This is a genomic window from Clostridium transplantifaecale (genome assembly GCF_900626075.1).
Lineage (GTDB): Bacteria > Bacillota > Clostridia > Lachnospirales > Lachnospiraceae > Otoolea > Otoolea transplantifaecalis.
Map to the genome: position 1 here is coordinate 462,278 of NZ_UYZY01000003.1, position 25,618 is coordinate 487,895.

Annotated in this window: 25 protein-coding genes; 17 read left to right on the top strand and 8 right to left on the bottom strand. The window is 49.5% G+C overall.

Going from position 1 to position 25,618, the window contains the following annotated elements:
* Positions 1 to 126 precede the first annotated feature (126 nt).
* From tnpC to tnpA, 3 genes are all read right to left on the bottom strand, one after another.
* A complete protein-coding gene (gene tnpC, locus EJL91_RS13565) occupies positions 127 to 1,665 on the bottom strand; it encodes an IS66 family transposase (RefSeq protein WP_125142495.1) in 1,539 nt (512 codons plus the stop codon).
* 88 nt (positions 1,666 to 1,753) lie between these two features.
* Entirely contained in the window at positions 1,754 to 2,110 is a 357-nt protein-coding gene (gene tnpB / locus EJL91_RS13570) for an IS66 family insertion sequence element accessory protein TnpB (protein WP_125141120.1), read from the bottom strand.
* Entirely contained in the window at positions 2,104 to 2,475 is a 372-nt protein-coding gene (tnpA, locus tag EJL91_RS13575; protein ID WP_125140623.1) for an IS66 family insertion sequence element accessory protein TnpA, read from the bottom strand. Before tnpA ends, tnpB begins: the two co-directional genes overlap by 7 nt.
* Before the next feature lie 286 nt (positions 2,476 to 2,761).
* Here tnpA and EJL91_RS13580 point away from each other — a divergent pair, with 286 nt between their 5' ends.
* From EJL91_RS13580 to EJL91_RS13595, 4 genes are all read left to right on the top strand, one after another.
* Entirely contained in the window at positions 2,762 to 4,057 is a 1,296-nt protein-coding gene (locus EJL91_RS13580; RefSeq protein ID WP_125142496.1) for an SPFH domain-containing protein, read from the top strand.
* An 11-nt stretch (positions 4,058 to 4,068) separates the two neighbouring features.
* Positions 4,069 to 4,449, top strand: coding sequence for a hypothetical protein (locus tag EJL91_RS13585; protein ID WP_125142497.1), 381 nt, complete (start codon positions 4,069 to 4,071; stop codon positions 4,447 to 4,449).
* 109 nt (positions 4,450 to 4,558) lie between these two features.
* Positions 4,559 to 5,134, top strand: a complete 576-nt coding sequence (locus tag EJL91_RS13590) for a hypothetical protein (protein WP_125142498.1) — start codon at positions 4,559 to 4,561, stop codon at positions 5,132 to 5,134.
* A 124-nt stretch (positions 5,135 to 5,258) separates the two neighbouring features.
* Positions 5,259 to 5,915, top strand: a complete 657-nt coding sequence (locus tag EJL91_RS13595; RefSeq protein ID WP_125142499.1) for a hypothetical protein — start codon at positions 5,259 to 5,261, stop codon at positions 5,913 to 5,915.
* 43 nt (positions 5,916 to 5,958) lie between these two features.
* On the opposite strand, the gene EJL91_RS13600 is transcribed toward EJL91_RS13595, so the two are convergent.
* From EJL91_RS13600 to EJL91_RS13610, 3 genes are all read right to left on the bottom strand, one after another.
* A complete protein-coding gene (locus tag EJL91_RS13600; RefSeq protein WP_125142500.1) occupies positions 5,959 to 6,480 on the bottom strand; it encodes a GNAT family N-acetyltransferase in 522 nt (173 codons plus the stop codon).
* A gap of 3 nt (positions 6,481 to 6,483) precedes the next feature.
* Complete coding sequence (locus EJL91_RS13605) at positions 6,484 to 6,912, bottom strand: pyridoxamine 5'-phosphate oxidase family protein (protein WP_125142501.1); 429 nt, start codon at positions 6,910 to 6,912, stop codon at positions 6,484 to 6,486.
* Between the two features lie 149 nt (positions 6,913 to 7,061).
* Positions 7,062 to 7,877: an enoyl-CoA hydratase/isomerase family protein gene (locus EJL91_RS13610; RefSeq protein ID WP_125142502.1), complete on the bottom strand. Its 816-nt coding sequence runs from the start codon at positions 7,875 to 7,877 to the stop codon at positions 7,062 to 7,064.
* 458 nt (positions 7,878 to 8,335) lie between these two features.
* On the opposite strand from EJL91_RS13610, the gene EJL91_RS13615 reads away from it, so the two are divergent.
* Positions 8,336 to 9,796, top strand: a complete 1,461-nt coding sequence (locus tag EJL91_RS13615) for a DUF4454 domain-containing protein (RefSeq protein WP_125142503.1) — start codon at positions 8,336 to 8,338, stop codon at positions 9,794 to 9,796.
* Positions 9,797 to 10,644: 848 nt separating this feature from the next.
* Here EJL91_RS13615 and EJL91_RS13620 read toward each other — a convergent pair.
* Together EJL91_RS13620 and EJL91_RS13625 are read right to left on the bottom strand one after the other, a co-directional pair.
* Positions 10,645 to 11,061, bottom strand: coding sequence for a hypothetical protein (locus EJL91_RS13620; protein WP_125142504.1), 417 nt, complete (start codon positions 11,059 to 11,061; stop codon positions 10,645 to 10,647).
* A 26-nt stretch (positions 11,062 to 11,087) separates the two neighbouring features.
* Positions 11,088 to 11,462 (bottom strand): nuclear transport factor 2 family protein, encoded by a 375-nt coding sequence (locus tag EJL91_RS13625; RefSeq protein WP_125142505.1) that lies wholly within the window; start codon positions 11,460 to 11,462, stop codon positions 11,088 to 11,090.
* A gap of 364 nt (positions 11,463 to 11,826) precedes the next feature.
* Between EJL91_RS13625 and EJL91_RS13630 the strand changes: the two genes are divergently transcribed.
* From EJL91_RS13630 to EJL91_RS13685, 12 genes are all read left to right on the top strand, one after another.
* Positions 11,827 to 13,338 carry a sugar ABC transporter ATP-binding protein gene (locus EJL91_RS13630; RefSeq protein WP_125142506.1) on the top strand — a complete coding sequence of 504 codons (1,512 nt, stop codon included), beginning with the start codon at positions 11,827 to 11,829 and terminating at the stop codon, positions 13,336 to 13,338.
* 15 nt (positions 13,339 to 13,353) lie between these two features.
* Entirely contained in the window at positions 13,354 to 14,370 is a 1,017-nt protein-coding gene (locus EJL91_RS13635) for an ABC transporter permease (protein ID WP_125142507.1), read from the top strand.
* Between the two features lie 126 nt (positions 14,371 to 14,496).
* Entirely contained in the window at positions 14,497 to 16,326 is a 1,830-nt protein-coding gene (locus tag EJL91_RS25270) for a substrate-binding domain-containing protein (RefSeq protein WP_125142508.1), read from the top strand.
* Positions 16,327 to 16,480: 154 nt separating this feature from the next.
* Entirely contained in the window at positions 16,481 to 17,167 is a 687-nt protein-coding gene (locus tag EJL91_RS13645) for a D-lyxose/D-mannose family sugar isomerase (protein ID WP_125142509.1), read from the top strand.
* Positions 17,164 to 18,276, top strand: a complete 1,113-nt coding sequence (locus EJL91_RS13650; RefSeq protein WP_243125342.1) for an aldose 1-epimerase family protein — start codon at positions 17,164 to 17,166, stop codon at positions 18,274 to 18,276. The genes EJL91_RS13645 and EJL91_RS13650 overlap by 4 nt, the downstream gene beginning before the upstream one ends.
* Positions 18,269 to 19,219, top strand: a complete 951-nt coding sequence (locus EJL91_RS13655; RefSeq protein WP_125142510.1) for a carbohydrate kinase family protein — start codon at positions 18,269 to 18,271, stop codon at positions 19,217 to 19,219. The genes EJL91_RS13650 and EJL91_RS13655 overlap by 8 nt, the downstream gene beginning before the upstream one ends.
* 21 nt (positions 19,220 to 19,240) lie before the next feature.
* Positions 19,241 to 20,830: a response regulator gene (locus EJL91_RS13660; RefSeq protein ID WP_125142511.1), complete on the top strand. Its 1,590-nt coding sequence runs from the start codon at positions 19,241 to 19,243 to the stop codon at positions 20,828 to 20,830.
* Positions 20,831 to 20,939: 109 nt separating this feature from the next.
* A complete protein-coding gene (locus tag EJL91_RS13665; protein WP_125142512.1) occupies positions 20,940 to 21,989 on the top strand; it encodes a sensor histidine kinase in 1,050 nt (349 codons plus the stop codon).
* The gene (locus EJL91_RS13670) at positions 21,989 to 23,485 is read left to right on the top strand and encodes an ATP-binding cassette domain-containing protein (RefSeq protein WP_125142513.1); all 1,497 of its coding nucleotides are present in this window, start codon (positions 21,989 to 21,991) and stop codon (positions 23,483 to 23,485) included. The genes EJL91_RS13665 and EJL91_RS13670 overlap by 1 nt, the downstream gene beginning before the upstream one ends.
* 223 nt (positions 23,486 to 23,708) lie before the next feature.
* Complete coding sequence (locus EJL91_RS13675) at positions 23,709 to 24,104, top strand: pyridoxamine 5'-phosphate oxidase family protein (RefSeq protein ID WP_125142514.1); 396 nt, start codon at positions 23,709 to 23,711, stop codon at positions 24,102 to 24,104.
* Between the two features lie 16 nt (positions 24,105 to 24,120).
* Entirely contained in the window at positions 24,121 to 24,765 is a 645-nt protein-coding gene (locus EJL91_RS13680) for a 4Fe-4S binding protein (protein WP_125142515.1), read from the top strand.
* Position 24,766: 1 nt separating this feature from the next.
* Positions 24,767 to 25,612 (top strand): SIR2 family NAD-dependent protein deacylase, encoded by an 846-nt coding sequence (locus EJL91_RS13685; protein WP_125142516.1) that lies wholly within the window; start codon positions 24,767 to 24,769, stop codon positions 25,610 to 25,612.
* The last annotated feature ends 6 nt before the right edge of the window (positions 25,613 to 25,618 follow it).

Below are 25,618 nucleotides of genomic sequence, written 5' to 3' on the forward strand. Positions count from 1 at the left end.
TTATTTAAAGTGCAATTTTGATATACAAAGTGCGAATATTTGCCCATATATTCTTTTTTCTGTAACCGTCAAATAACAGAGTGTATAGAAAAATCGCCAGCCTTCTGCTCTTCTCAAGGTTGGCGGTTATCTACATATTTTCTGTATGACAGGTTCCCATGGCATATAGTCTTCCAGAAATTCCGGATACTGCTGGAATGCTGTTCCGGGGATATCACTCAAAATATACTGAATATATTTTCTGGGGTTTAGGCCATTGACTTTTGCCGTTTCCACCAGCGTATAGATACCTGCACTGGCCTCTGCTCCTTTGGGGCTTCCAGAAAACAGCCAGTTCTTACGTCCTATCGTAAAGGGACGGATGCAGTTCTCGGCAAGATTGTTTGAGACAGCGCAGTTCCCGTCCAGCAGATAATTCATCAACCCCTTTCTCTGGTTGAAGGCATAGGTAAATGCCTCTCCAAGTTTGGATTTTGGAAGGATTCCGGCAGATGCATCTTCAGCCCACGACCAAAAGGCATCTAATACAGGCATTTCTTGTATCAGACGCTGTTCCTTCCTGCCTTGGGGAGACAGGACTTCCAGTTTTTTCTCAATCTCAAACAGCTGATTGATGTAGCTGATGGCCTGTGCCGGTATGGTTGTTTCCCGGCTTTCCGTTTCTTTTGGAAGGGCATCCACAAAGTATCTGCGAAGGTGTGTCCAACAGAAACATCTTGTAATCCCAGATACTTTTTCATAGCCTTTATAAGCATCTGTGTGGATGTATCCGTGGTAACCTTCCAGAAACTTCTGGGGGAAAGTTCCGCTGCGTCCCGGCTTATAATCAAACAGCCTGGCGGGATGGCTGCTTTCTTTTATGGAGCAGTATACCCACATATAGGAATCCGTGGTGTTCTTCCTTCCGGCTTCCCCCAGCACCTGTACCGGCGTCTCGTCGATGTGCAGATATCCCTGTTCCAGAAGTCTTTTCCGTAACAGTCCGACAATCGGAGACAGCCAGTCCCGGTAACTGGCAAGAATCCAGTTGGACATGGTTGCCCGGCTTAAGGCCACACCAAGATCGTTCCATTCGTTTTCCTGACGGTACAGCGGTACGGCCAGCTCATACTTCTGATGGATGACCCAGGCAACCGTGGAAGGGGACGCATAAGAGTGCTGGATGACCGGACAGGGCATGGGGGATTTCTCCATATATGCTTTCCCGTTCTTACGACACTCCCTGCATTCGAATGTTTCACGGTAATAGTCAATAACACGTACCTTGGCAGGGATGAGCTCGATTTCCGTCCGGACGAATTCCTCCCCCACCGAAACAAGCGGCGAACCGCAGGTCTGGCAGAAACGGTCTTCTTCTGCAAGTGTGCAGAGTTTCTTTTCATGAGGGATGTCTTTGAGCAGTTCTTCTTTCTGACCTGGGAACCTTTTGCGCCGATAGGAAGCGACATCCTTCATATCCGGTTCAGCAGCTTTCGAATCGGCCTCCGTTTCCGCTTCATCAAAAAGAGACATCTGTCCCTCGATATCAAGGGAGGATGTCTGCTCGGTTGACCTGCCATAAAGCTTGCGGGTCAGGAAAGCTACCTTTTCCTGGAGGAGAAGATTTTCTTTTTCTAGCTCTGTAATGCGGTTTTCTAATGCTGAGATTGGTGTTCCGTCGGCCATGGAAATCGGTTCCTTTTCGTATTCTAACTGTATTTAGTATAGCATAAAAGTGGCTGAGAATCCAGTATTTACAAGCTTTTCAGCCACTTTAAAGGATAGATTTCGGATGCAGCTTCTTTACCGCCTTTGGCTGGTCAATGGACAGTCCTTCCAGCAGCCAGCGCAACTCTTGAGCGGATATCCGGCGTACATCCGCCGGGGTCCTTGGCCATTGGAAGTTCCCATTTTCCAGACGCTTGTACAGTAGGACGAAACCGTCTCCCTCCCAAAACAGAGCCTTCATACGATTACGTTTATGACCGCAGAAGAGAAAGAGGCTGTTGGAGAACGGATTCAGCCGGAAGTTCTGCTGGACGATGGCTGCAAGGCCATCGATGGATTTCCTCATATCGGTATAACCACAGGCAAGATAAATCGTTTCTGCCCGTGAAAGATCCCCTAACATCTGGATGCAGCCAGAATGACGGACTGAATCAGGGAGTCTGGCGTATTCACAGCGATCTCAATCACTGCACTGCCGGAACGGATGATAACAGATGCGGGATTGGAAGGGCAATGGCTGATAACCGGAATCGATGCAAACACTGCAGTCTCCGGTGCTTCCGTGGAAACAGATCCTGCATTTCGCTTATGCGGAAGGTTCTCAATCGCCAACTTTCTGATCTTTGCGAGCCAGTAATAGTAGCTTTTCAAAGAAATGCCATTCTCTTCACACCACTGCTGGTTAGAAAGCCCACTGTCGCGGCATCGGTGAATGACTTCCAGCCATTTCTGGATATTGATTTGTGTCTTTGCTGATAATTCTTCCATGATATACCTCCGTGTTTTAGATTTTTAAGAGTAGACCCTAAAAACTCTAAGAGTAATTATCACGGATTATGGCAGGAAAAGAAATACACTATGTTATTTGACGCTTACTTTTTTCTTATTTCCAAAATATTCTAAATCCTGTCATCCCAATTGTAATATCCCTGATTCTGTGGTATCCTTTCTTATGTATACAATAAAATGAGTCGTCAATAATGTGCTTCCTATTACAGAATTCGACTATTTTTATAGTGAAAAATGAACCAAAACAGCCAAGGAGGTAGTAAGAATGGCTATTGTTGATGTGATAAAATATAATGGGAACCCGGATATCTTTGCATGGAAATATCCAAGCGAGGAGTTGGGAACATGGACACAGCTTATTGTGAATGAATCCCAGGAAGCGATTCTGTTTAAGGGCGGCCGGGCGCTGGATGTTTTCGAAAGCGGCCGTCACACTTTAGATACAGCCAATATTCCGTTTCTGAACAAAATAATCAATCTGCCCTTCGGCAACCGTTCCCCTTTCACCGCAGAGGTATGGTTTGTCAATAAGGCATATAATCTTGATGTAAAGTGGGGAACACCGACACCGATCCAGGTGCAGGATGCAAAGTACGGGATTTTTGTACCGGTCAGGTCAAATGGTGCGTTTGGAATACAGATTGAGGATTCAAAAAAGTTTCTGGTAAAGCTGGTGGGAACCCTTCCGGCGTTTGGAAAGATGGATATTATCAAATATTTCAGAGGTCTTTATATAACGAAGGTAAAGGATTCCATTTCCACCTACCTGATACATAAACAGATCAGCATCCTAGAAATCAATGCGTATCTGGATGAACTGTCTGAATTCATGAAAACACGGATGGAGCCGGTTTTGGAGGAATATGGAATCAGGCTGGCAACATTTTACGTCAATGATATAAGCGTCCCCGAAGAAGATACGGCCGTGAAACAGTTAAAGGCGGCTCTCGCAAAGAGAGCGGAGATGAATATTATCGGATATAATTACCAGCAGGAACGTTCCTTTGATACCCTGGAGGGAGCTGCGAAAAATACGGGTTCGGCGGCCGCTCCCCTCATGGGGGCAGGCATGGGACTGGGAATAGGCCTCGGAATGGGGCATGGCGTAGGCGGAGCTTTTACTGAAATGACGCAGGGATTGAAGACGGACGATGGCGGAACGAAAGAATGCCCCAAGTGTCATGCGGTTATGACGGGCAAGCAAAGATTCTGCGGTATGTGCGGCTTTGATACCGATCAGGAGTTGAAAGAAGAACCGGCGGAGGCGAAATGTTCGGCCTGCGGATGCAAAATTACAAAAGCTGTTAAATTCTGCCCTGAATGCGGCAGAAAGATCAATCACTGTCCGGAATGCGGTAATGATATGGCGGAGGGAGCCGCTCAATGCTCTGCCTGTGGGTACGAACCGAAAAAGACGTGTCCCGGATGCGGAGCCACAATTACTGCAGAGATGAAGTTTTGCCCGGAGTGTGGGGAAGCTTTGGCAAAGAGATGTCCGAAATGCGGCACGGCATTTGAAGGCAGTCCGAAATTCTGTCTGGAATGTGGAGAAAAGCTCTAAAGGAGACGCATATGAAATATAGAAAAACATATGGGATATTGGCAGCGTTAACAATTATTTTGACCCTGATCCTGTGCGGATTGTTTATAAGGGACTGGCATGGTGTAACGGCTGTGGCGCTATTTTTCATGGTTTTGTCGGAAGGGGTCCTGTTTGGCGGATTAATATTCCTTGATGCAATTGCAGATAAGACATCCCAGATTATAGCGAGAGTCGGTATCGGTACGGTCATCATTACATATTCTTTTTTAACATTTATAAGTTCCCTGCTCTTTATGACGGTGCTAAAGGAGGCGGTTAAGGGGTTTATCGCAGTGGAAGCGGTACTATTAATTGTGGGGATGATGGCCGGAATTATATTTTATACCGCTTCAAAGGCAATGAAACGATGAATTGCGCCTTTTGTACATAGGGTGCAGACATCTCAGTAACAGAATTGAAATGAGTAATAAATCGGATTTTGCAGTATAACAGAATAATTACAGCGTGGAGGTATATGAGGTGAACAGTTCCAAAACAGCCCTGGTAATAAACCAGATTATCGAAAAAGTTCAGTTGGTGGCAGGGATTATTATCTTGCTGCTTTTCGGTTTATGTACGATTATGTCGCTTTACGATCAAGAACTGGGGGCCGGTGGATTTTTACAGTTTTGTCTTGTTTGCGACGTGATAGGACTGGTTCTGATTTTCTTCAGCAGAAAAAGGCGTAAGCTGACCGTGGACTTTAAGAAATATGTGACGGCTTTGTCGGGTAACGAGACGGGAAACATCGATTATCTGGCGGCAGCGCTCAATACTTCCCCGGATACTGTCAAGTCTAACATCGAGAAAATGATCAAAAAGAATTTATTTGCTAATGCTTACATTGATGCAAATTCCAACCGTCTGATAATTGGCGGAAAGAACCAGGCCGCCGCACAGGCACGGCCGGTTCCTCCGGTTAAAAACCAGGCGCCGGTCCAGCAGAAGATAGAATATATGACGGTGAACTGCAAAGGATGCGGAGGTGTGAACAAGGTGGCAAGAGGAGCAGTAACGGAATGCGAATATTGCGGTTCTATGATAAAAGGCGAGTAGCCAAGACGTGTGATTTAGAGTCGGATTTACTGATGGCATCGTAACTGAGGATCCCGGTTTCGGTGCTTCTTCTACCCGTAACAACTTTTTAGGTATAATCAATCAAGGTAAAAGGAGGAATCATATGCCGGCGTATTTCTCAATGGCGGTGCAAAGAAGAACGGACAAAGTGACGGATGATTATGTAGAACAGATTTATTCGGCAGTGATTGAATCGGGATTTCCGTTTAAAAGCGGCTATTGGTTTCATGAGGATGCCGGTTATGATGAAATTGTTGCATGGAACCGGAAAAAGCTGGCACAGGGATTCCGGCTCGGATTCACGGAACATGTACAAAACGACTACATGCAGATTCTCTTTAATGCGCCTGCCTATAAGGAAATGCGCGGGTTCTGGATGTACGGTAAAAAAGAAGTTGCATTTGACCTGATTATTCCCGAGTCTGATATCATGAGTCACGACAAAAATCATTTGGAACGCTGTACGGCTTCAGAAGACAAGGTATCACCGATACGGGCAATCGGCGCGGCTATTTGGAACCGGGGACTGGCAGATGTAATCCAGACCAATTTCGAACTGGACGGCGGTTACTACAGTATGGGTAAAGTTCTGGGCGGTGAAAAGCTGATGGCTCACCCTTTTGCGATTATTCCGGAGGATATTGTTGTGAGATTCGGCGAAGATTATCTGACGGGAAAACGGATTACCAGAATTGGAAATAATGGGATCATTATAGACAACGATGCTTACCTGTCCGGCAGACATACGACGGACAGATAAGCATGTGGCCTGATTCGATCGGGCTTTAGGTAGTAAGATAACTTCAGCATCCCATTACCGTATTTTTCAAATATAAGTTAAATGAGCTGTATTCTGTTTCATCAAGCGGCTCCGGGCAGGACATCACAACCAGGCGGTGTCCCTGGTGTGTCTCATGGTACGGCGGGTGAACGTGATTGAAGCTGTTTACCCTGAATCCGGCTCTTTCATAAAATCCTTTTCGATGGATGGAAACATCATCAACGGGAGGATCAATTTCCAGAATTACAGTCTTTCCCCGCTGTCCCAGAAGCGCAAGGGTTTTTTGGCCATACTGCCGATTGCGTTTGTCAGGATCGATACAGAAATGTTCGATGTAAATAAAACAATCCGTTTCCCAGCATAAAAGAATTCCTACAAAATCCTCTTCATCATAAATAAGGTTAAACTGATACTCCCTGTTTTCCATGATTTCCGTCTGAGAGGCGGCGATTCTCTGCTCATGATAAGGAAAGCTGATTTTGTAGAGTTCCATGGCTCTTAAATACATTTCATTGTCAACGGCCGTCAAACGTTCAAAGCGCATATTTTATTCCTCCAGTTCCAACTCTGCCAGTCCGACAGGGATATTATTTTCATAGACCCACTGCGAGATTTTCCGTATCCTGATGAGAAAGAAAACTTCGTCGTCCTGGATGAATTCGTCATCTTCTGAGAACGATTCGGGATACCGCTCCCTGTATGCTTTTTTAATTTCCTCATTTTCAGGAAGAGTCACTTTTCCGAGCAGTTCCGAATGACCGGTAAAATAAAAATTACCCACACAGACGGCAACATTCGGGTTTTCCAGCATCTGTATTGCTTTTCTGGAAGAAAGAGAGGTTCTCACATAGAGAAGCAGGCCGATGGACAGGGGACTGACCTGACGGACGGTGACCAAATCGTTTGCGCTGGTAGCCAGTGAGATTACTTCGGTTTCAGCCAGTGTCTTTTGCAATTCGCTTAAATTTACATTCATTTTTATCCTCCGTTCTGACATTATCTATTATTTTGTCATTTATAGTATAGCAGATAAAACATGACAACTGGTTGTCATAATAGATTTATTTATAAGAAAAGGCCGCGAAAGCAAAAGGCATTATGCCAATCGTTCTCGCGGCCGTTCTTTTATCGCTTTTTATCGGATTTTTTATTCAGGCGTTCCACCAGCGCAGCAGTGCGCGTGCGGTAATCGTCCAGTTCGGTTACAATACCCATAAAGGAGGAAACCATATCCAGGGAGGAGCGGAGCGTACTCTGCTCACTCTGATAGATAGCCCTTTTTGTCAGGCGCATAGCCTGCTGGGGTGCTTCCAGAAGTTTCTGCATGTAATTTTCTACATATTCATCAAGCTCCTCAGAGGGAACCGTGCGTGTTACCAGTCCGATCCGTTCCGCTTCTTCTCCTTTTAATACCCTGGCGGTCCAGAACATATCAAGCGCTTTATCGCGTCCAACCAGACGTGGGAGGAAATAGGCGCCGCCGTCTCCCGGCACGATTCCGGCGTTAAAATAACTCTCCGACAGAGTTGCACTTTCCGAGGCGATTCTAACGTCACACATCAGGGCCATATCAAGTCCGGCGCCGACAGCGGCTCCGTGGATTTTGGCAATTACGGGCTTGTCGATCTCTTCCAGAATGAGCGGTATCCTCTGAATTCCCGTCCACAGGGAGTTCTTTCTGGCAAGGGCGGTGGACGTGATATCGTCGCGGCTTTCAAAAAAACCATCACCGGCAGCCATAGCCTTTACATCGCCTCCGGCACAGAATGCCTTTCCATTGCCTGAAAGCAGGACAGCATAGACATCATCCCTGTCTCTTATATCCTCCAGCGCCGCTGTCCAGAGCTGTATCATTTCTTCACTGAAGCAGTTGAGGTGCTCAGGGCGGTTCATCGTAATGCGGGCCAAATGGTCTTTTACTTCATAAATTAAATCCGGCATAGCCTTATTCTCTCCTTGTCTCTCCTTATGTCAATCAGCCGCAGCTTTCCTGCGTTTTCTATTCAGCAGGAAACAAACCTGAAAAAGGAAAAATCCTGCCGAACGTTGATTCCCTACCATTATAGTGAGCGTATCCGTTACTGTCAATGTTGCATCTGTCCTGTAACAATCTCTTAACAACATACCCGATCCGACTCTGAATTATTCCTCCATATATTGCGGCTTTCATGTGAAAATGACAGGGTAGGGAGAAGCCCGGGCCGTTCAATCGTAAGAAAAAAGCAATGATTTCGACAGGCCGATCGGATGGAAAGGACAGTTTACCTATGGTAAAATAAGTAAAAGAAATCACCGGGACAGAAGGAGATGCGGATATGGATGGAAGATGGGGACAGAAGTGTCTAATCCGGAAGACAGCGGAGTTTTTCAGGTGAGAAAAGGAAAAGAGGGGAAGCTATATGAAAAAAACGAACAAATTTATTATATTAATGCTCTCTGCATTACTGCTTAGCGCCTGTTCTGCGTGCGGGAAAAGCGAAACACCGGTAAGTGAAAGCGGAAGTGAAAACCAGGAGCGTCTGGAAAGTACGGCGGAAGAAAACGGAGCGGAGCCGGATAAGAACGGCGGCGTCTCCGGCCAGGGAACGGAGTCTGAACCCGGGGGAACTACGCAGGATTTAGGGGATAACGAATTCCCGGCAGGCGCTTCGGCGCTTTGCAGTTCTTATTTTAAAGCAGGGGACTTTCGGTACACCATGGAGATCCTTCCGGGAGGACCGGGGGAGCGAAATACATTAAGTGTAACGGTCAATAAGAGGAGCACGGAGCCTCAGGATATAGAGCGTTCGAATGCCGCTCTGGGACTGGGCGTGTACCGTCTGCCGTACAGCAGCCAAACCTCATCTTACAGCCTCACAAACGAAATGAACGGAGCGGCCGGTAATACTGCGGCTGCTATGGAACTGAGTGTGAACCGGGATGGAACCGTCTCCCTGAATGGAAACGGCGAGGCGGCGGGGGTATATTATACATGCAAAGGAAACCTGGAACTGCCGGAGGCCTTTTACAGACCGTTAAACGGTACCGATCTGATAGGACTTAATAAGGAACAGATGAGAATCATCAGAAATCAGTTTTATGCGGTTTACGGGAGAAAGTTCCAGAATGAAGAACTGAATGCATACTTTGGGGCAAAGCCCTGGTATCAGGGCACAACGGAGCCGGCTCAGTTTGACGACAGGCTGCTGGGGAACCTGATAAAAAGAAATATTTCCTTTTTACAGGAAGCCGAGAATGAATATGATGTAAATAAGGCAGAAAAGCAAAAAATGGAGTACGATGCGCTTTCTCCGGCGCCCTATCTGTCACTGCTGCCGGAGAGCGGTGAGATCCTGGTAACGCTGGCCTCGGACAGGGAGCATGCGGAAGATAAAGGCATTTATTATAGGGCGGAAGGTACAATTTCAGTTCCTATTACACTGACACAGGAGCAGTACCGTAAGCTTTTAGATGGGGAGGAACTTGCGGTCTCCACCGATGAGCTTACGGGAGAGCAGAAAAAACTGAAAAAGGCAAAAGAACAGGACTACGGAGAATTTGTATTCGGAGATGAGGCGGAAGGCGATTATGTCATGAGCTCCTATAATTCGGAAACAGGACTTTACAGCCTGTGGGCGGACAGCGCCGATACAAGGTTTAAGAGAGTGTATCAGGGAGACGTCTATGTTTTGAAGGGAGCCTGTGAAGAGTATTACGGATATTTTAATATGAAGCGGGAAGAACTGAAAGAGTCGGCCGGGAATTACAGGGTGATGGATTTTGACGAACAGGGTCCGTATGGACCTCAGGAGTATTCTGGGAATGTGCTGGTCAGAGATCTAAAAGGGTATGTGAAGGCGCTTTACTTCTGGGGAGATTAGGGAGTGGGGTGAGAAACGAGGACGCCGCCGTCAGGCCGGGGACCGGGATGGTGAGGGGGATCCATGCGTCTTTCGTCCCGGGCGTCAGGGTGTCGTGGGCGGGGAATCCGGGCAGAAAAAGTTCCTGCGGGAAACGCTCGCGCTCTTTGAAGTACATAGTGGTACTAACCTCGAAAAGACCTCGGTAAGTACCAATGAACTCCAGGTTCCCTCCGGAATCTTTTTCTCCCTTCTTCCCCACAGGAAGGTTATGGCCGGGACGAAAGACTCAGCCAGGATAGCAGCGGCCCGGCCCCCGGCCTGCGGCGGCTGATCTATCCTCTTTCTTCAATGGGGGAGGAGCTTGCCGCTGCCACTACGTTTCTAGAGAATGCTAGGAAACTATATCCTGTTCACTATGAGACTATGTAAACTTAAAATCTTATAATCTTAGAGTGTTTATTCCGATACTCTTTTTATGCATCCCAGGATATCGCCAGAATGTAAAATAGTTACGACTATATCGTGGCCGCGACAATACCACCTCCACACTTGACGAAAGAGACAATCAGCCCCTGAAGCCGGCGGACGGGGCAACACACTTCCCTGAGTCTTCAGTCCCGTCGACCACCTGCCCGGGGAAGGAAGGAGAAAACTTTCCGAAGGGAGACCTTGGAATCCGCCGGTGCTTGCTGAGGTCTTACACGAAGCTAGCATCCGCTGCGCATTCCACAAGCGGAAGCGAGTTCCCGTAGGAATTTTTTCTCCTGGATTCCCCCTCACCACACCCTACAAACCGGGACTGAAGACTCATAAACACCCTCCCACTCCCCCGACCGCCGTCTCACAGAGGCGTCCTCGCCTCTCAATTAACTCCCCCCAAATAACCTCCCAAGCGGCCGCACAATATTCGCCAGATCCCGTATCGCGCTGTTGAGCGAATCGAAATCAATGGAGTTCAGTTTGTCCACTGCGTCCCGGATGCTGGATTCGCTTGTGGTAACGAGGCTGTCCATGTTGTCAATCATCTGCGGCAGATCGGCGTCGGACAGGTCCTGGGATATTTTTTGAATATTGGACACGGATACCTGGATGTCGTCAAACAGGGTGGTGACTTTTGGAATGACGGTGGCGGCCGTGTAGAGGACGATACAGAGAATGAGGATGCTGGCGGCCGCGGTGATCTGGCTCATTCTGTATTGAAGCTTGGCATATTTCTCCTGACCTGCGTTGGAGCGCTCCAGACGCTCCATAAAATGTTTCATTTCTTCCGGTTTCTCCGGCATAGTGATACCTCCTGACAAATTGTGTTTTAATGTTTTATGATTGCTTTACCAATGTGTTTATCAAGCCGCCACTGCGGGGCGGGGCCGTCATCACCCCAGTATTCATCGACCGAGATGATCTTACCGTCCTCAATCCGGATAAATGAAACAACATGGAACGATAACGTATGGTCAACGGAATGTACATGGGTGGCGGTGATGGTTAAATTACCGTTTGTTTCGATTTTTTCTATTTTTCCGTCCCATTCTCCGGGATATTCACAGTTGGCCCGTATAAATTCCTCCACTGTAAAATCTTCATTTGTATTGTGCCATCTTACATGAGCTTCCGGATGGAAAAAAATTCTGATGGCGCCGGCGTCCTGTTTCAGCACCGCACGCCAGAAATGATATAGGTCCATAACTTCTCCTTTCAACGCTGATACGGCTATTTTACCATAATATGAGTAGGTATTGTACCGGCATATTGATATTCCGCCAAACGGCACCGCAGGTCATGCTGTCTTAGCTGTACTCCTTCCGGCAGGTACGCCGCTTATTTCTGAAAATCTTCCCAACAGAAAAATCACCACAGTCCGTCTGTTTCACCAATTCGTCAATAAAAAACAAAAATACCACCCAGCGGCTCGGTTAAAGTGCATAAAAAACCCCCTATAAGAACAATCTTTACCCCCTTATTTGTACAAAAACCCTCTGATATAATAGAACCATAACGATGATATGAAAAACAAGCAGGGAAGAAAAGGGAAAGACAGGTGTCAGAAAATGAATGAGACAATCGTTTCTATGGAAAATATCAGCAAGAGCTTTCCGGGAGTTAAAGCGCTCGATCACGTCCATTTTGAGCTTCGTTCAGGCGAAGTTATGGCGCTTCTGGGGGAAAACGGAGCAGGAAAAAGCACACTGATGAAAATCCTGAGCGGTGTTTACACAAGGGACGAGGGCAGCATGACAATCTTCGGCCGGGAGTACGGGGATTTGAACCCGAAGCAGGCCCAGGAAGTCGGAGTGGCAATCATCCATCAGGAATTAAACATGTGCCGCCATCTCTCGGTAGCGGAAAATATGTTCCTTGGAAGAGAGAAGAGAAAGGGCATTATGCTCTCGAATTCGGAGATGGAAGCCGAGGCCCAGAGGATTCTCGATGATTTAAAAATTGATTTAAGGCCGCAGCAGGTAGTCGGAGAGCTGCCGGTATCCATGCAGCAGATGGTAGAGATTGCCAAAGCGCTTTCCACCAATGCAAAAATCCTGATCATGGATGAGCCGACATCGGCCCTGACAGCCAGGGAGATTGAGGACTTATTCAGAATCATCCGGGAACTGAAGGAGAGGGGCTGCGGAATCGTATATATTTCCCACCGTCTGGAAGAGCTTCAGCACATTGTGGACAGAGTGACGATCATGCGCGACGGCCAGTACATCACATCCATGAATTTTAAGGATGCGACGATGGATGAAATTATCGCCAATATGGTGGGGCGTGAGATTAAAGAGAAGTTCCCGAGGGTAGAGTGTGAGAAAGGAAAGCTGGTCCTGGAGGTTAAGAATTTAAACGCCGGGCGGCTGGTCAGAAATGTGGAGTTTTCCCTCTATGAGGGTGAGATAGTCGGTTTTGCCGGCCTGATGGGAGCCGGACGGACCGAGACGACGAGGGCGATTTTCGGTGTTGACCCGAAAGAGAGCGGCGATATTGTCCTTGATGGTAAGGAAGTTGTGATACATAAGCCGGAGGATGCAATCAAGGCGGGCATCGTACTGGCGCCGGAGGACAGGAAGAAAGACGGTCTCTGCACAAAGTTAAGCATCCGCCACAACATAGCGCTTCCGAACCTGGATCTCCTCTGCAACAAGCTGGGCGTTGTCAGCAGTGTAAAAGAGCATGAGATGTGCGACCGCGTTGTGGAAAACTTAAAGGTTAAGACGCCGACCATGGAAGTGGAGGCGGGAAACTTATCGGGCGGAAACCAGCAGAAGGTCGTTGTAGGCAAATGGCTGGCGAGAAACTCGAGGGTTGTCATATTTGATGAACCGACCAGGGGAATCGATGTGGCGGCTAAGGTGGAAATCTATAACCTGATGAATGAGTTAAAGCAGCAGGGCATTGCGGTTATGTTTGTTTCATCTGAGATGCCGGAGGTTATGGGAATTGCGGACCGGATTATCGTTATGTGCGACGGCCGCATTACCGGAGAACTGAAGTCGGAAGAAGCAACGCAGAATCAGATATTGACACTGGCAACACAGTTTGAGAAAAAGATTGCCAGCGGTGAGTGATAAGGGGGAGAAAAAATGAACCAGACGAAACAAAATCCGATTAAGAGAATTCTTAATGTCCGCGGAATGCGCGGGGCGATGACGGCATTCGCCGGACTGATTGTAATTTATATCGCATTCGGAATCATTAACCCGACGGTATTTTCAGGCCAGAACGTGATGAACCTTCTGCGTTCCATGTCCAAATACCTGATTATCGGTATCGGCCAGAGCTACATACTGATTACCGGAAACATCGACCTTTCCATCGGTTCCGTGGTAGGCATGAGCGCAATGATTTCAGCAACGCTTATGACTCATGGTGTGACGCCGGCGGTGGCGCTTCTGATTACTCTGGCATGCTGTCTCGTAATCGGCGTGATTAACGGTATTCTGGTAGGAAAGTTCCAGCTTCCTCCCTTTATTGCAACACTGGGAACCATGTTTGTAGCCAGAGGCGTGGCATACATGGTAAACGGAAACCGGAACACGGACGCCATCAGCTCCGGTATCGGCAAAGAAGCCGCAGATAAATTCCAGAACTTCTTCTACTATGGGAAGACTGCGGGCGTGTACAATACATTCTGGATTGCAATAGCCCTGTTCCTCGTATTTTTCTTCCTGCTCTCCAAGACGAGAACGGGACGCCACATCTACGCGGTAGGTTCCAACGTGGAGGCTGCGAAGCTCTCCGGCGTCAGCGTAGTGGGGACGATCACAAAGACATACATCGTCAGTGCATTCTGTTCCTTCGTAGTTGGTTTAATCCTCTGCGGCCAGGCCAACATGGGTAATATGGAGGCAGGCAACATGTATGAGATGTATGCGGTTGCGGCAGGCGTTATCGGCGGTATCTCACCGCTCGGCGGCACGGGTATCCTTCTCGGAACACTGGCAGGAGCCTCCGTATGGCAGACACTGGAAAACGGTCTTAATATGATCGGCGTACAGGTAGGTATCCAGCGTCTCGTAATCGGTATCATTGTAGTATTTGCCGTACTTCTGGATGTTGTATTCAGAAAAGGCCTGTTTAAGAAAAAACGCGCCAATTAGTTTTACCGGAGTAAACTGGAATTAGACGCTGTGAAGCAGCGCTGATTATAGAATGAAAAAGAGAATGCGGCCCGCGGCTGATCCGTCGGATCAACGTGGCGGACTGCGAAAAAAGGAGGAAGTTACATGAAGAAAATGAAGAAGCTCGCTGCTCTTTTCTGTGCATCCTGTATGGTTGTCACAGCGCTTGCAGGCTGCGGCAAAAAGGAAACTTCACAGACGGTGGAAACAGGCAGCGCCGAGGCGGAGAAGGCTGCGGAGGGCTCAGGAGACCTGATTGCCCTTATCACAATGGATTCTATCGACCAGCACTGGGTAACCCTGAATGAGGGAGCTCAGAAGGAAGCAAAGGCGCTGGGCGTAACCGTTCAGTTCATGGCTCCGAATACAAAAGACGACGCACAGCAGATCGAATGTGTAAACAACGCGGTATCAGCCGGTGCGAAAGCAATTATCGTAGCGGCCAACGGCCCGGACGCCATCTCTTCCGCACTGAAAGAGGCGGCATCGGCAGGCGTAAAAATTGTCTATGTTGACTCACCGGCCAACGTAGAGGCAGAAGCAACCTTCTCAACCGACAATAAGGCGGCAGGAAAGACGGCCGGCGACGAGATGTTAAAGGCTCTTAAGGCAGCAGGCGTAACAACCGGTTCCATCGGCGTTATCAACGTAAACGCAGCAACCGATTCCTGTGTTATGCGTGAAGAGGGATTCCGCTCCGCATTTGAGGGAACAGACTATACAATTCTTGAAACACAGTACGGCGAAGGCGATGCAGCCAAATCCCAGAGTATCGCAGAGAACTATATCACTCAGGGCGTAGTCGGCATCTTCGGCTGCAACGAAGGTTCCACAACAGGCGCAGGCAATGCCATCAAAGCTTCCGGAAAAGACGGAATCATCGGCGTTGGTTTTGACAAATCAGATGCAATCCTTGGCTTAATTGATGACGGATACTTACTCTGTACAATGGCCCAGAATCCCGACGTAATGGGTTCAGAGGGCGTAAAAGCAGCAGTTGCGGCTATCGGCGGAGAGAGCCTGGGCGGAAAAGTGACAGATACAGGCGTTTCCGTATTAACGGCAGGTGCAGCGGCAGGCGCGGCGGCAGCAGCTCCGGCAAAAGCCAGCAAAGAATGGAAAGTTGCCCTTATTACCATGGACTCTATCGACCAGCACTGGGTAACATTAAATGAAGGCGCACAGAAAAAGGCGGCAGAACTGGGCGTGTCCGTAACATTTATGTCCCCGAACACAAAAGACGATGCACAGCAGATCGAGTGCGTCAACAATGCAGTGGCAGGCGGCTACAATGCAATCATGGTAGCAGCCAACGGCCCGGACGCCATCTCTTCCGCACTGAAAGAGGCGGCATCGGCAGGCGTAAAGATTGTCTATGTCGACTCACCGGCCAACGTAGATGCAGAAGCAACCTTCTCAACCGACAACAAGGCGGCAGGAAAGACAGCCGGAGAAGAAATGTTAAAAGCTCTCAAAGATGCAGGCGTGACAACCGGTTCCATCGGCGTTATCAATGTAAACGCAGCAACCGATTCCTGTGTTATGCGTGAAGAGGGATTCCGCTCCGCATTTGAGGGAACAGACTATACAATTCTTGAAACACAGTACGGCGAGGGCGATGCAGCCAAATCCCAGAGTATCGCAGAGAACTATATCACTCAGGGCGTAGTCGGCATCTTCGGCTGTAACGAAGGTTCCACAACAGGCGCAGGAAATGCAATCAAGGCAGCAGGTAAAGACGGCATTATCGGCGTAGGTTTCGATAAGTCGGATGCAATCCTCGGCTTAATCAACGACGGATACTTACTCTGCACAATGGCTCAGAATCCAGACGTAATGGGCTCCATGGGTGTTGAGGCATGCGTACAGGCTCTGGAAGGCAATTCCCTTGGCGGAGTTGTAAAAGATACAGGCGTTTCCGTACTTAAAAAGTAATTACATAACCGTTTTGTAACTATCATTTCCCGGATTCCCCTTAAGGGGACGGAGAGTGAACAGGCAAAAACGCCGAACCGGAGGCTCGGCGTTTTTGTTGAATTGTGATATCAGCCATGGTATGATGAAAAGAGAGATTAAGGAGGTTTTTTATATGAAACGAAGCGAGATCAATGCAGCCTTAAAAGAGATGGAAACAATGGTGAAGGAGTACCGTTTTGCGGTTCCCCCCTTCTGCAATTTTACACCGGAGGAATGGCGGGAGAAGGGGCATGACTACGACGAGATCCGTGACAATATGCTGGGGTGGGATATCACGGATTATGGCCTTGGTAATTTTGATAAGACCGGATTTTCCCTGATTACAATCAGGAACGGCAATCTGAAGATGCGCGACAAATACACAAAATCTTATGCGGAAAAGCTTCTGTATATCAAAGACGGACAGTATTCCCCGATGCATTTCCACTGGTCTAAGATGGAAGATATTATTAACCGCGGCGGCGGCAACGTCCTGATCCGCGTTTACAACTCCACCCCGGAAGAGGATTTAGATAAGGTAAATGACGTCCATGTCCATATCGACGGCAGGGAGATTGTCGTACCGGCAGGAACCCAGGTGCGCCTGACGCCGGGAGAGAGTATCACGATCTATCCTTATATGTATCATGATTTTGAGGTAGAGAAAGGAACCGGCGCCGTGCTTCTCGGCGAGGTGAGCCAGTGTAACGATGACAATACCGACAACCGCTTCTACGAGGAGATGGGACGTTTCCCGAAGATCGAGGAGGACGAGGCTCCATACCGCCTGCTCTGCAACGAGTACCCGGCGGCAAAATGATGGATGGCGGCAAAATGATGGATGACGGTGAAGTGATGGATGGCGGCAGGGAAGAGCTTTTGCACTACTGCGGCAGCATGGAGCAGGCAGCAGGCGTGAGGCGGATTACATATGAGGACGGACGGGCCTCCGGACTCAGGTGCGCCCTGGTTCAAAACGGAGCTCTGGAATTTCCGCTGATGCTTGATAAATGCCTGGATCCGGCCTGGATCCGCTACCGGGGAATCAACTTAAGCTTCCTTGCCAAACCGGGCCTGCAGGGAAGAAATTCCTACGATACGGCAGGAGAGGAGGCGGTGCGCTCCATCATGGGCGGCGCCATGTTTACCTGCGGCCTCGACCATGTCCACGGGTGCAGGATGGTAGACGGAACGCAATATCCGACCCATGGCAGGATGAGGACGACACCGGCCGAAAAGGTCGGGATGGACGCCTTTTTCGACGGGGACAGGTACACGGTGCGTGTGACGGGAGAGATGCGTCAGGCAAGGATTTTTGGCGAGAACATGGTTCTTCGCAGAACGGTGGAGACGGTGTACGGGTCCGGGGAGATCCTGTTTCACGATGAAATAGAAAACCAGGGTTTTAAACCGGAACCCCTTTGTTTTCTGTACCATTGCAACGCCGGATATCCCTTTCTGGCGCCGGGCAGCCGTCTGATTCTGCCGGAATCTTCCTGCGTTCCACGGGACGAAGCGGCAGCCCGGGGGATGGCGGACCGGCATACTATGGGACGGGCCGTGGACGGGGAGCCGGAGCAGGTGTTTCAGCATACGCTGGCGTCGGATCAGGATGGGAATACCTTCGGTGCATTTGTAAACGACGGTCTGGGACTGGCGCTCTGCATCAGGTGGAACGTGAAGCAGATTCCGTTTATGACCCAGTGGAAGAGCAGCGCATCGGGCGACTATGCGATGGCCATGGAACCGACCAACTGCGGCTTTGACGGAAGGGCCGGGCAGACAAGGATGCTGGCGCCTTTTGAGAAACACTGTAATGAGATCCGTTTCTGCATCGCCGACGGGCGTGAGCAGATAGCAGATCTGGAAGAAGAATGCAGGGCTTTGATGGATAATAAAAAAGGCAGACGGGGTGAGAATCATGTATGATGTAACGGCAATTGGAGAGTTATTAATCGATTTTGCGTCGCTTTCAACGGATGAGGCGGGATACCCGACGATGAAAGCCAACCCGGGCGGGGCGCCGGGGAACTTCCTGGCGGCGCTGAGCGCCTATGGGGCAAAAACCGCATTTCTGGGAAAGGTCGGTGATGATGCCTTCGGAAAACTTCTTCGGGAGACTATGGCCGATGCGGGAATCGGGACAAAAGGCATTGTGACGGACGGTACGGTATTTACCACCCTTGCTTTTGTCACATTCAGCCCGGATGGGGACCGCTCCTTCAGTTTTGCCAGAAAGCCGGGAGCCGATACAAGGCTTTTCTTTGAAGAACTTAATCTGGCGCTGATTGACGAGGCGAAGGTGTTCCATTTCGGAAGTTTGAGCCTGACGGACGAACCGGTCCGCACGACGACGCAGAAGGCGGTGGCCTATGCAAAGGAAAAGGGAAAGATTATTACCTTTGATCCAAATCTGCGTCCTCCGCTGTGGAGTTCCATGGAAGAAGCGAGAGAGCAGATCCTGTGGGGGCTTTTGAACGCGGACGTTGTCAAGATCAGCGATGAGGAAGTGGAATTTCTGTGGGGAATTACCGATGAGAAGGAAGCGGCGGCCAAACTGCTGGATGAATACGGGGTTAAGCTTGCGATGATAACGCTGGGGCCGAAGGGAGCTTATCTGGCGAACAAGAACGGCGGAGCATCGGCGGTATGTCCGGCTGTAAAACCGATTGATACGACGGGAGCGGGAGATATCTTCGGCGGAAGCGCCGTTTCGCGTCTCTTAAAGATAGGAAAGGAACCGGACTGTCTTGAAGTAAAGGAACTGGCGGCAATCGCGGAATTTGCATCAGCCGCGGCCAGTCTTTCCACCCAGAAGACGGGAGGGATTCCGAGTATCCCGGCGGAGGCGGAAGTTCTCGCTGTTTTATAATTGTTATTGGGGAGGCGCAGTATGATAAGAGTGATTATAGCGGATGATGAAAAGCTGATCTGCCGCCTCGTGCAGGCCCTGGCCGACTGGGATGCGCTGGGTATGGAAGTGGCGGGAACTGCCGAAAACGGATTGGAGGCCCTGGAACTGGTGGAATCTCTGGAGCCTGATATCCTGATCACGGATATCAGAATGCCCGGGTGCGACGGCCTGGAGCTGATCAGGCGTGCAAAGGAGCTCAGGCCGCAGCTGGAGGTCGTGATTATCAGCGGATATGCTCATTTTGAGTATGCGCAGAGCGCGATCCAATACGGCGTCGGCAATTATCTTTTGAAACCGATTAAAAAGGATGAGCTGATGGAAACCCTGCGGAAGATGGGAGAACGGTGTGAGGCGCGTTTTCGGAGGGAAGAGGGAGCGGCAAAACATCATCAGAACAGCCAGAAGGATTTGAGGCGCCTCCGAAGCAGCCTGGTGAAGGATCTGCTCTCACAAAACCCGCCTCATCTGACGGAAGAAACGCTGCGCGATACCTACCATTTTCAGACGCAGGGTAATACCTATCAGGTTTTCATGCTGAAGATCGACTGCGATATCAGGAAAATGGGAGGTTCCCCATATGAGATACTGCAGGAAAAGGCACGAGAGATATTTGAAAACGGCCTTTCCGGCATCTGTCCGGAATACCATCTGTATTTCCAGGATTATACGGGATATGGGATTTTAAATTATGATTTGGAAAAAAGGGCGGAAGTCAGGCGGAGCCTGAGGGAGTGCCTGAATCTTCTGGATGCGAAGAAAAGTCTGTATGGGGAAGTGGAGTTTTCCCTTTCCCTGGGTACTGCGGTGGATGACTGCGCCGGGCTGGCCGGTTCTTTGGAGGAGGCGGGAGGCGCGATGATGGAACGTCTTGTGGAGGGTCCCGGCCGCCTTTTGGAGGGAATCCCGGACAGCTCGGGAATTGAAAAGCAGAATCTTCTGGATAAGTATGTGAAAGCAACGGAGCATGCAATTGAAGTCTTCAGTGTGGAGGAGGCCTCGGCCGCCTGCAAAACATTATGGCAGTCCGCCATAGAAACCCATAAAATCTGCGGCCGGGAGCTCTTTGAACTGGTGCTATCAGCCGGACATCTCTTCGTGGCGCGCTGCGCCGTCAGCAATGTGGAGGGAATTAAGCAGGATTTCGAATACTGCTGCCGCCAGTGCTGCAGGGGAGAGGAGCTGTTTAAACAGCTGGAAGAGATACAGGAAATACTGATTGCGGAAACAGGGGAGATGCGAAAGAGTGAGGCGGGACGGCCCGTCAGAATTGCCAAACAGTATGTAATGCAGCATTTTCATGAGCCGATTACGCTGGAGGATGTCTGTGAGGCGGCCGGGTTCAGCGTCAGCTATTTCAGCGTCCTGTTTAAAAAGGAAACCGGGGAAGGTTTTGCAAAATACCTGACCAGGATCAGGATGGACGAGGCAAAGCGGCTTCTGCGGGAGACGAATATGCCGGTGGCGGAGATTTGTGAGAGAGTGGGATACAGTGACAGGAAACATTTTACCCATACCTTCCACAAGGTTGCGGGGCTGAATCCCGCGGAATACAGGAAACTGTACGGATGAGAGAAAGCAAATGGAATCTATGACAGTTATATATGCTGGAGATATCCGGTTAAAGGAAAAACCCGGAGAGAAAAACGGATTCTTTTGTGAACGGTAACAGGAGGCTTAAATGGATAGAAAGAAGACAAAATTTCTGTCATACAGAGTATCGGCGCTGGCCGTATCGGGAGCGCTTCTGATCCTCTTTTTGCTGCTCATGTGCCTGAAAATGATTATTTTTGAGGAGGCGCCCCTGTGGCCGTTCTTTCTGGCGCTGGCCGTGTTCCTCTGTCTGATTGGCGCGTCTTTTTATTATGTGGTCAAACCGTATCTGAGGTTTGAGAAGACGATGAGGCTTTTTACGGATGGTTATACGACCATGGAGATAGGTGATTTGTATGACGTTGCGCCTACTCCGGCCGGATACCGCCTGCTGGAGCGCATGACGGACATGATGGATTCATCGGAGCTTTTGAAGCTGAATAAGAGGCAGGCCCAGTACCTGGCCCTGCAGAACCAGATAAATCCCCATTTCCTTTACAATACCCTGGAGAGCATCCGGAGTGAGGCGCTCATTGCCGGGCTTGACAGTGTGGCGGAGATGACGGAAGCGCTCGCTACATTTTTCCGATATACCATCAGCAAGGTGGAAAACCTGGTGTCCGTGGAGGAAGAGCTTCAGAACTGTGAGACGTATTTCAGGATCCAGCAGTACCGGTTCGGCACGCGCCTGAGCCTGTCGGTGGAGTGCGATCCCGACGATCGGGAGGAGATTTACTGCTGCCGTCTGCCGAAGCTCACGATGCAGCCGATTCTGGAAAACAGTATTATCCATGGGACGGAGTGCAAAATCGGGAGCGGCCATCTGACCATCCATCTGGAGCGCAGCGGAAAACGCCTGCTGATCCGGATCTCCGACGACGGGGTCGGGATGGACGAGGCGTCCCTGGCCAGGATGAACGAACGGCTGGAGAAGAGCGGACGGGCTTTTGCATCGCAGAATTCGGAGACCAAGGGAGGAATTGCCCTTGTCAATGTAAATAACAGGATTCATCTGCTGTTTGGCGAGGAATACGGACTTCACGTATTTTCCATGCCCGGAGTGGGAACGGATGTGGAGATATCACTTCCTGCCATCACGAGTGACAGGGAAATCAAGAACAAAGAGGCATTGAAATAATGAGGGAAGAAACACTGAGAATGGAGCGGGTCACATATCGGGAAAACGGCGTGACCCAGTTGGAAAATTTCAGCATGTCGATCCGGGCGGGTGAGATTCTTGGACTCATGCCCGTGAACCGCCATGGGATTTCTGCGCTCATCAAGCTTCTCAGGCAGAACCTTCCGCTTCATTATGGATATGTTTATTATCACGAGAAAATGGTGAACCACTGGCGATTCTCCGACTCGGGGACGAACCGGATCAGCATAATCCAGAACAAGAGCTGCCTGGCCGAGGGTCTCACGGTGGCCGACAATATTTTTGTGCTGCGTCCCGGGTTCAGAAAGCGGCTGATGCAGCCGAAGATTCTGAAACAGCAGCTCCAGCCGTTTCTCATGGACATTGATATGGACATTGACGCGGATGCCTATATTGAGGAATTGTCCCCCTTTAAGCGGTTTGTGGTGGAGCTTTTAAAAGCGGTTGTGGCGGGAAATTATCTCGTGGTCCTGGACGATATCAGTTCCTTTATCAGTGACGTGGAGCTTCAGAAGCTGCACCGGATTATCCGCCATTATGCCGATCAGGGGATGTCGTTTCTCTATGTCGCTCCCCATTATGAGGAAGTAAAGCGGATCTGCGACCGCACGGCCGTGATGCAGAACGGTCAGATTATCAAATATTTCATGTTCTCGGAGCATATTCCGGATACCTATATGTACCGCTGGACAAAAGGGTTTGACAGGCGCGTCAGCGAGCAGATTTCAAAGAAAACGGTACATCCAGATACGGAGGAACCGGCCTTCCGGGCGGAGAATCTCTGTTACGGCGAGGTAAAGGACTTGAGTTTTGCCGTGGCTCCGGGGGAATGCCTGGTTTTACAGGATCTCGACAACCGGATTCTGCCGGATCTCCTGGCCGTGCTGTCCGGGGGAAAAAGGGCGGACCTGGGAAAAATGTGGATTTGCAGCGAGGAGTTTAAACAGAAACCGGATCGCCGGATTGCCGTGATACAGGAGGTTCCGGTGCAGACAATGCTGTTTCCTAACTTAAGTTATCTGGATAATCTCTGTTTTACCCTGGATCACCGGTTTCACGATGTTTGGCTCAGAAATAAAATCAAGAAGAGCCTGAGACAGGAATATGCCGGTCTGCTGGGGGAGGAGGTTTTTGACCTGAGGGTGGAGGAATTGTCCCATAAGCAAAAATATGATTTGATATACATGAGAATCCTGGTTCAGAATCCGAAGGTGGTTTTCTGCGTCCAGCCCTTTAAGAGAGCGGAGGTAGCCATCCGAATCCATGTATGGGAGCTTCTCGAACGCTTTCTGGATAAGGGGATCGGCGTGGTGATACTGGCGGTCAACCTGGCCGATTCACTGGCTCTCGCCGACCGTCTGATCCGTGTGGGCCGGGGCCGGAGGATGGAAGAGTACGGCAGGGAAGACTTCGGGAACCTTCCGGTTGACGCGCCGTGGCTGTATCTTTATCAGAGCAGGGAAAAACAGGATTGAGAACAGGGGGTTCTTTTGATGGTATCTTTTGGATACTATAAAACTCCGCGGTAACTGTCTTACTTTTGGGTACCTATCCCACTTTAAAGTGCGTTCTTTGCAAACGAAGCCGGCTGCTTTATTATGGAATCATAAGAAGCGGCCGCTTTTATTGAATGGCAACGAAAAGTCCGCGAAGCGTACTTTTCAACAGTTTTGAGGGAAGGAAAGGAAGTAATCTATTATGAATAAGACAGTAGAATTTTTACAGGCAAACCCGGTTCAGTATCTGGCAACCGTTGGAAGGGACGGGAAAGCAAAGTGCCGTCCGTTTATGTTCTGTTTTGAAAAAGAGGGTAAGTTATGGTTCTGCACCAATAACCGGAAGGATGTATATAAGGACATGCAGGCAAATCCTGAAATTGAAATCAGCGTTTCCGATTCTAGTTTTGCCTGGCTCAGGCTGCACGGCCGGGCGGTATTTGAGAATAATATGGCAATCAAAGAAGCATGTATGGCAAACCCGATTGTGAAGGGACAGTATGAAACGGCGTCGAACCCGATCTTTGAAGTCTTTTATCTGGAAAATCCCCATGGCGTGATTGCGGATTTTTCGGGAAACCCGCCGTATGAATTCTAACAGGGGGTGATTGTCATTGAGAACGGAGGACTATCTCAGAATCTTAAAGGATGAAATCCACTCTGCCGTATTTGCCACGACCGATGGGGAAGGACTGCCTGTAACGAGGGTGATCGACATTATGCTTGTGGATCGAGACAGTCTTTATTTCATTACGGCTAAGGGGAAGGAGTTTTACCGTCAGCTGATGGATACGGGATATGTGGCGGTCAGCGGGATGACGGGCGGAGCGGGCTCGATGGAAAAGAAGGCTGTTTCCGTGCGGGGAAAGGTGAGGAATACCGGCGGCAGACTGCTTTCTCAGGTTTTTGAAGAAAACCCCTATATGGCTGAAATTTACCCGGATGAGGACAGCAGAACGGCCCTGGAAGTGTTTCAGCTCTATGAAGGCCGGGGAGAATTCTTTGATTTGTCCACGAAACCGATTACGAGAGACTCCTTTCTACTTGGAAAGACGGACAAAGAGGAGGTTCCTGGTGCTGCAGGAGGTTATTTGATTACAGAACGGTGCCGCGGCTGCCGGCTCTGTTATTCCAAATGTCCTCAGAAATGCATTAATATAGAAGCGTCCCCCTGCGTGATTTTGCAGGAGCACTGCCTGCACTGCGGAAACTGTTATGAAATCTGTCCCTTTGAGGCGGTTGTAAAAAGGCGGGTGTGAGATGAAAGAGAAGGAACTTTTAAGGTGGATCGATGCTGCGGATGCGGTTGTCATCGGCGCGGGTTCCGGGCTTTCCACGGCAGCGGGGCTATCCTATTCGGGGGAGCGGTTTATCCGATATTTCAGCGACTTTATAGAGCGGTATCACATGAAAGATATGTATTCCGCCGGGTTCTATCCCTTTGCCACCCAGGAGGAGAAATGGGCATACTGGAGCAGGCATATATACTGTAACCGGTACGATCAGCCGGCGGGCGGGGCATACCTGGATTTGTTTGAGCTTGTGAAAAAGAAAAATTATTTTGTGCTGACCACCAATGTAGATCACCAGTTCTGGCTGGCCGGGTTCGAACCGGACCGTATTTTTGCCACCCAGGGGGATTACGGCAAGTTCCAGTGCCGGAAAGCCTGCCACAATAAACTTTATGACAATGAAGCCCAGGTCCGGGCTATGGTCAGGGAGCAGACGAACTGCCGCATTCCCGCGCATCTGGTGCCGAAATGTCCGGTGTGCGGCGGAGAGATGGAAGTGAATCTGCGCTGCGACGGCTTTTTTGTGGAGGATGAGGAATGGCATCGGGCGGCGGAAAGATATAAACACTTTCTGGCGTCAAATCTGCGGGAGGATCTTCTGTTTCTGGAACTGGGGGTGGGGATGAATACTCCGGCTATCATCAAATATCCATTTTGGCAGATGACATATCAGAATCCGAAAGCACGCTATGCATGTATCAATCTGGATGGAGGTGCAGTACCCGGGGAGATAGGGGAGCGTTCTGTCTGTATACGGGGAGATATTGCTGCGGTTCTGACGGAAATGAGAAGACAGGACGCGGAACCGGAGTGAGGAGAA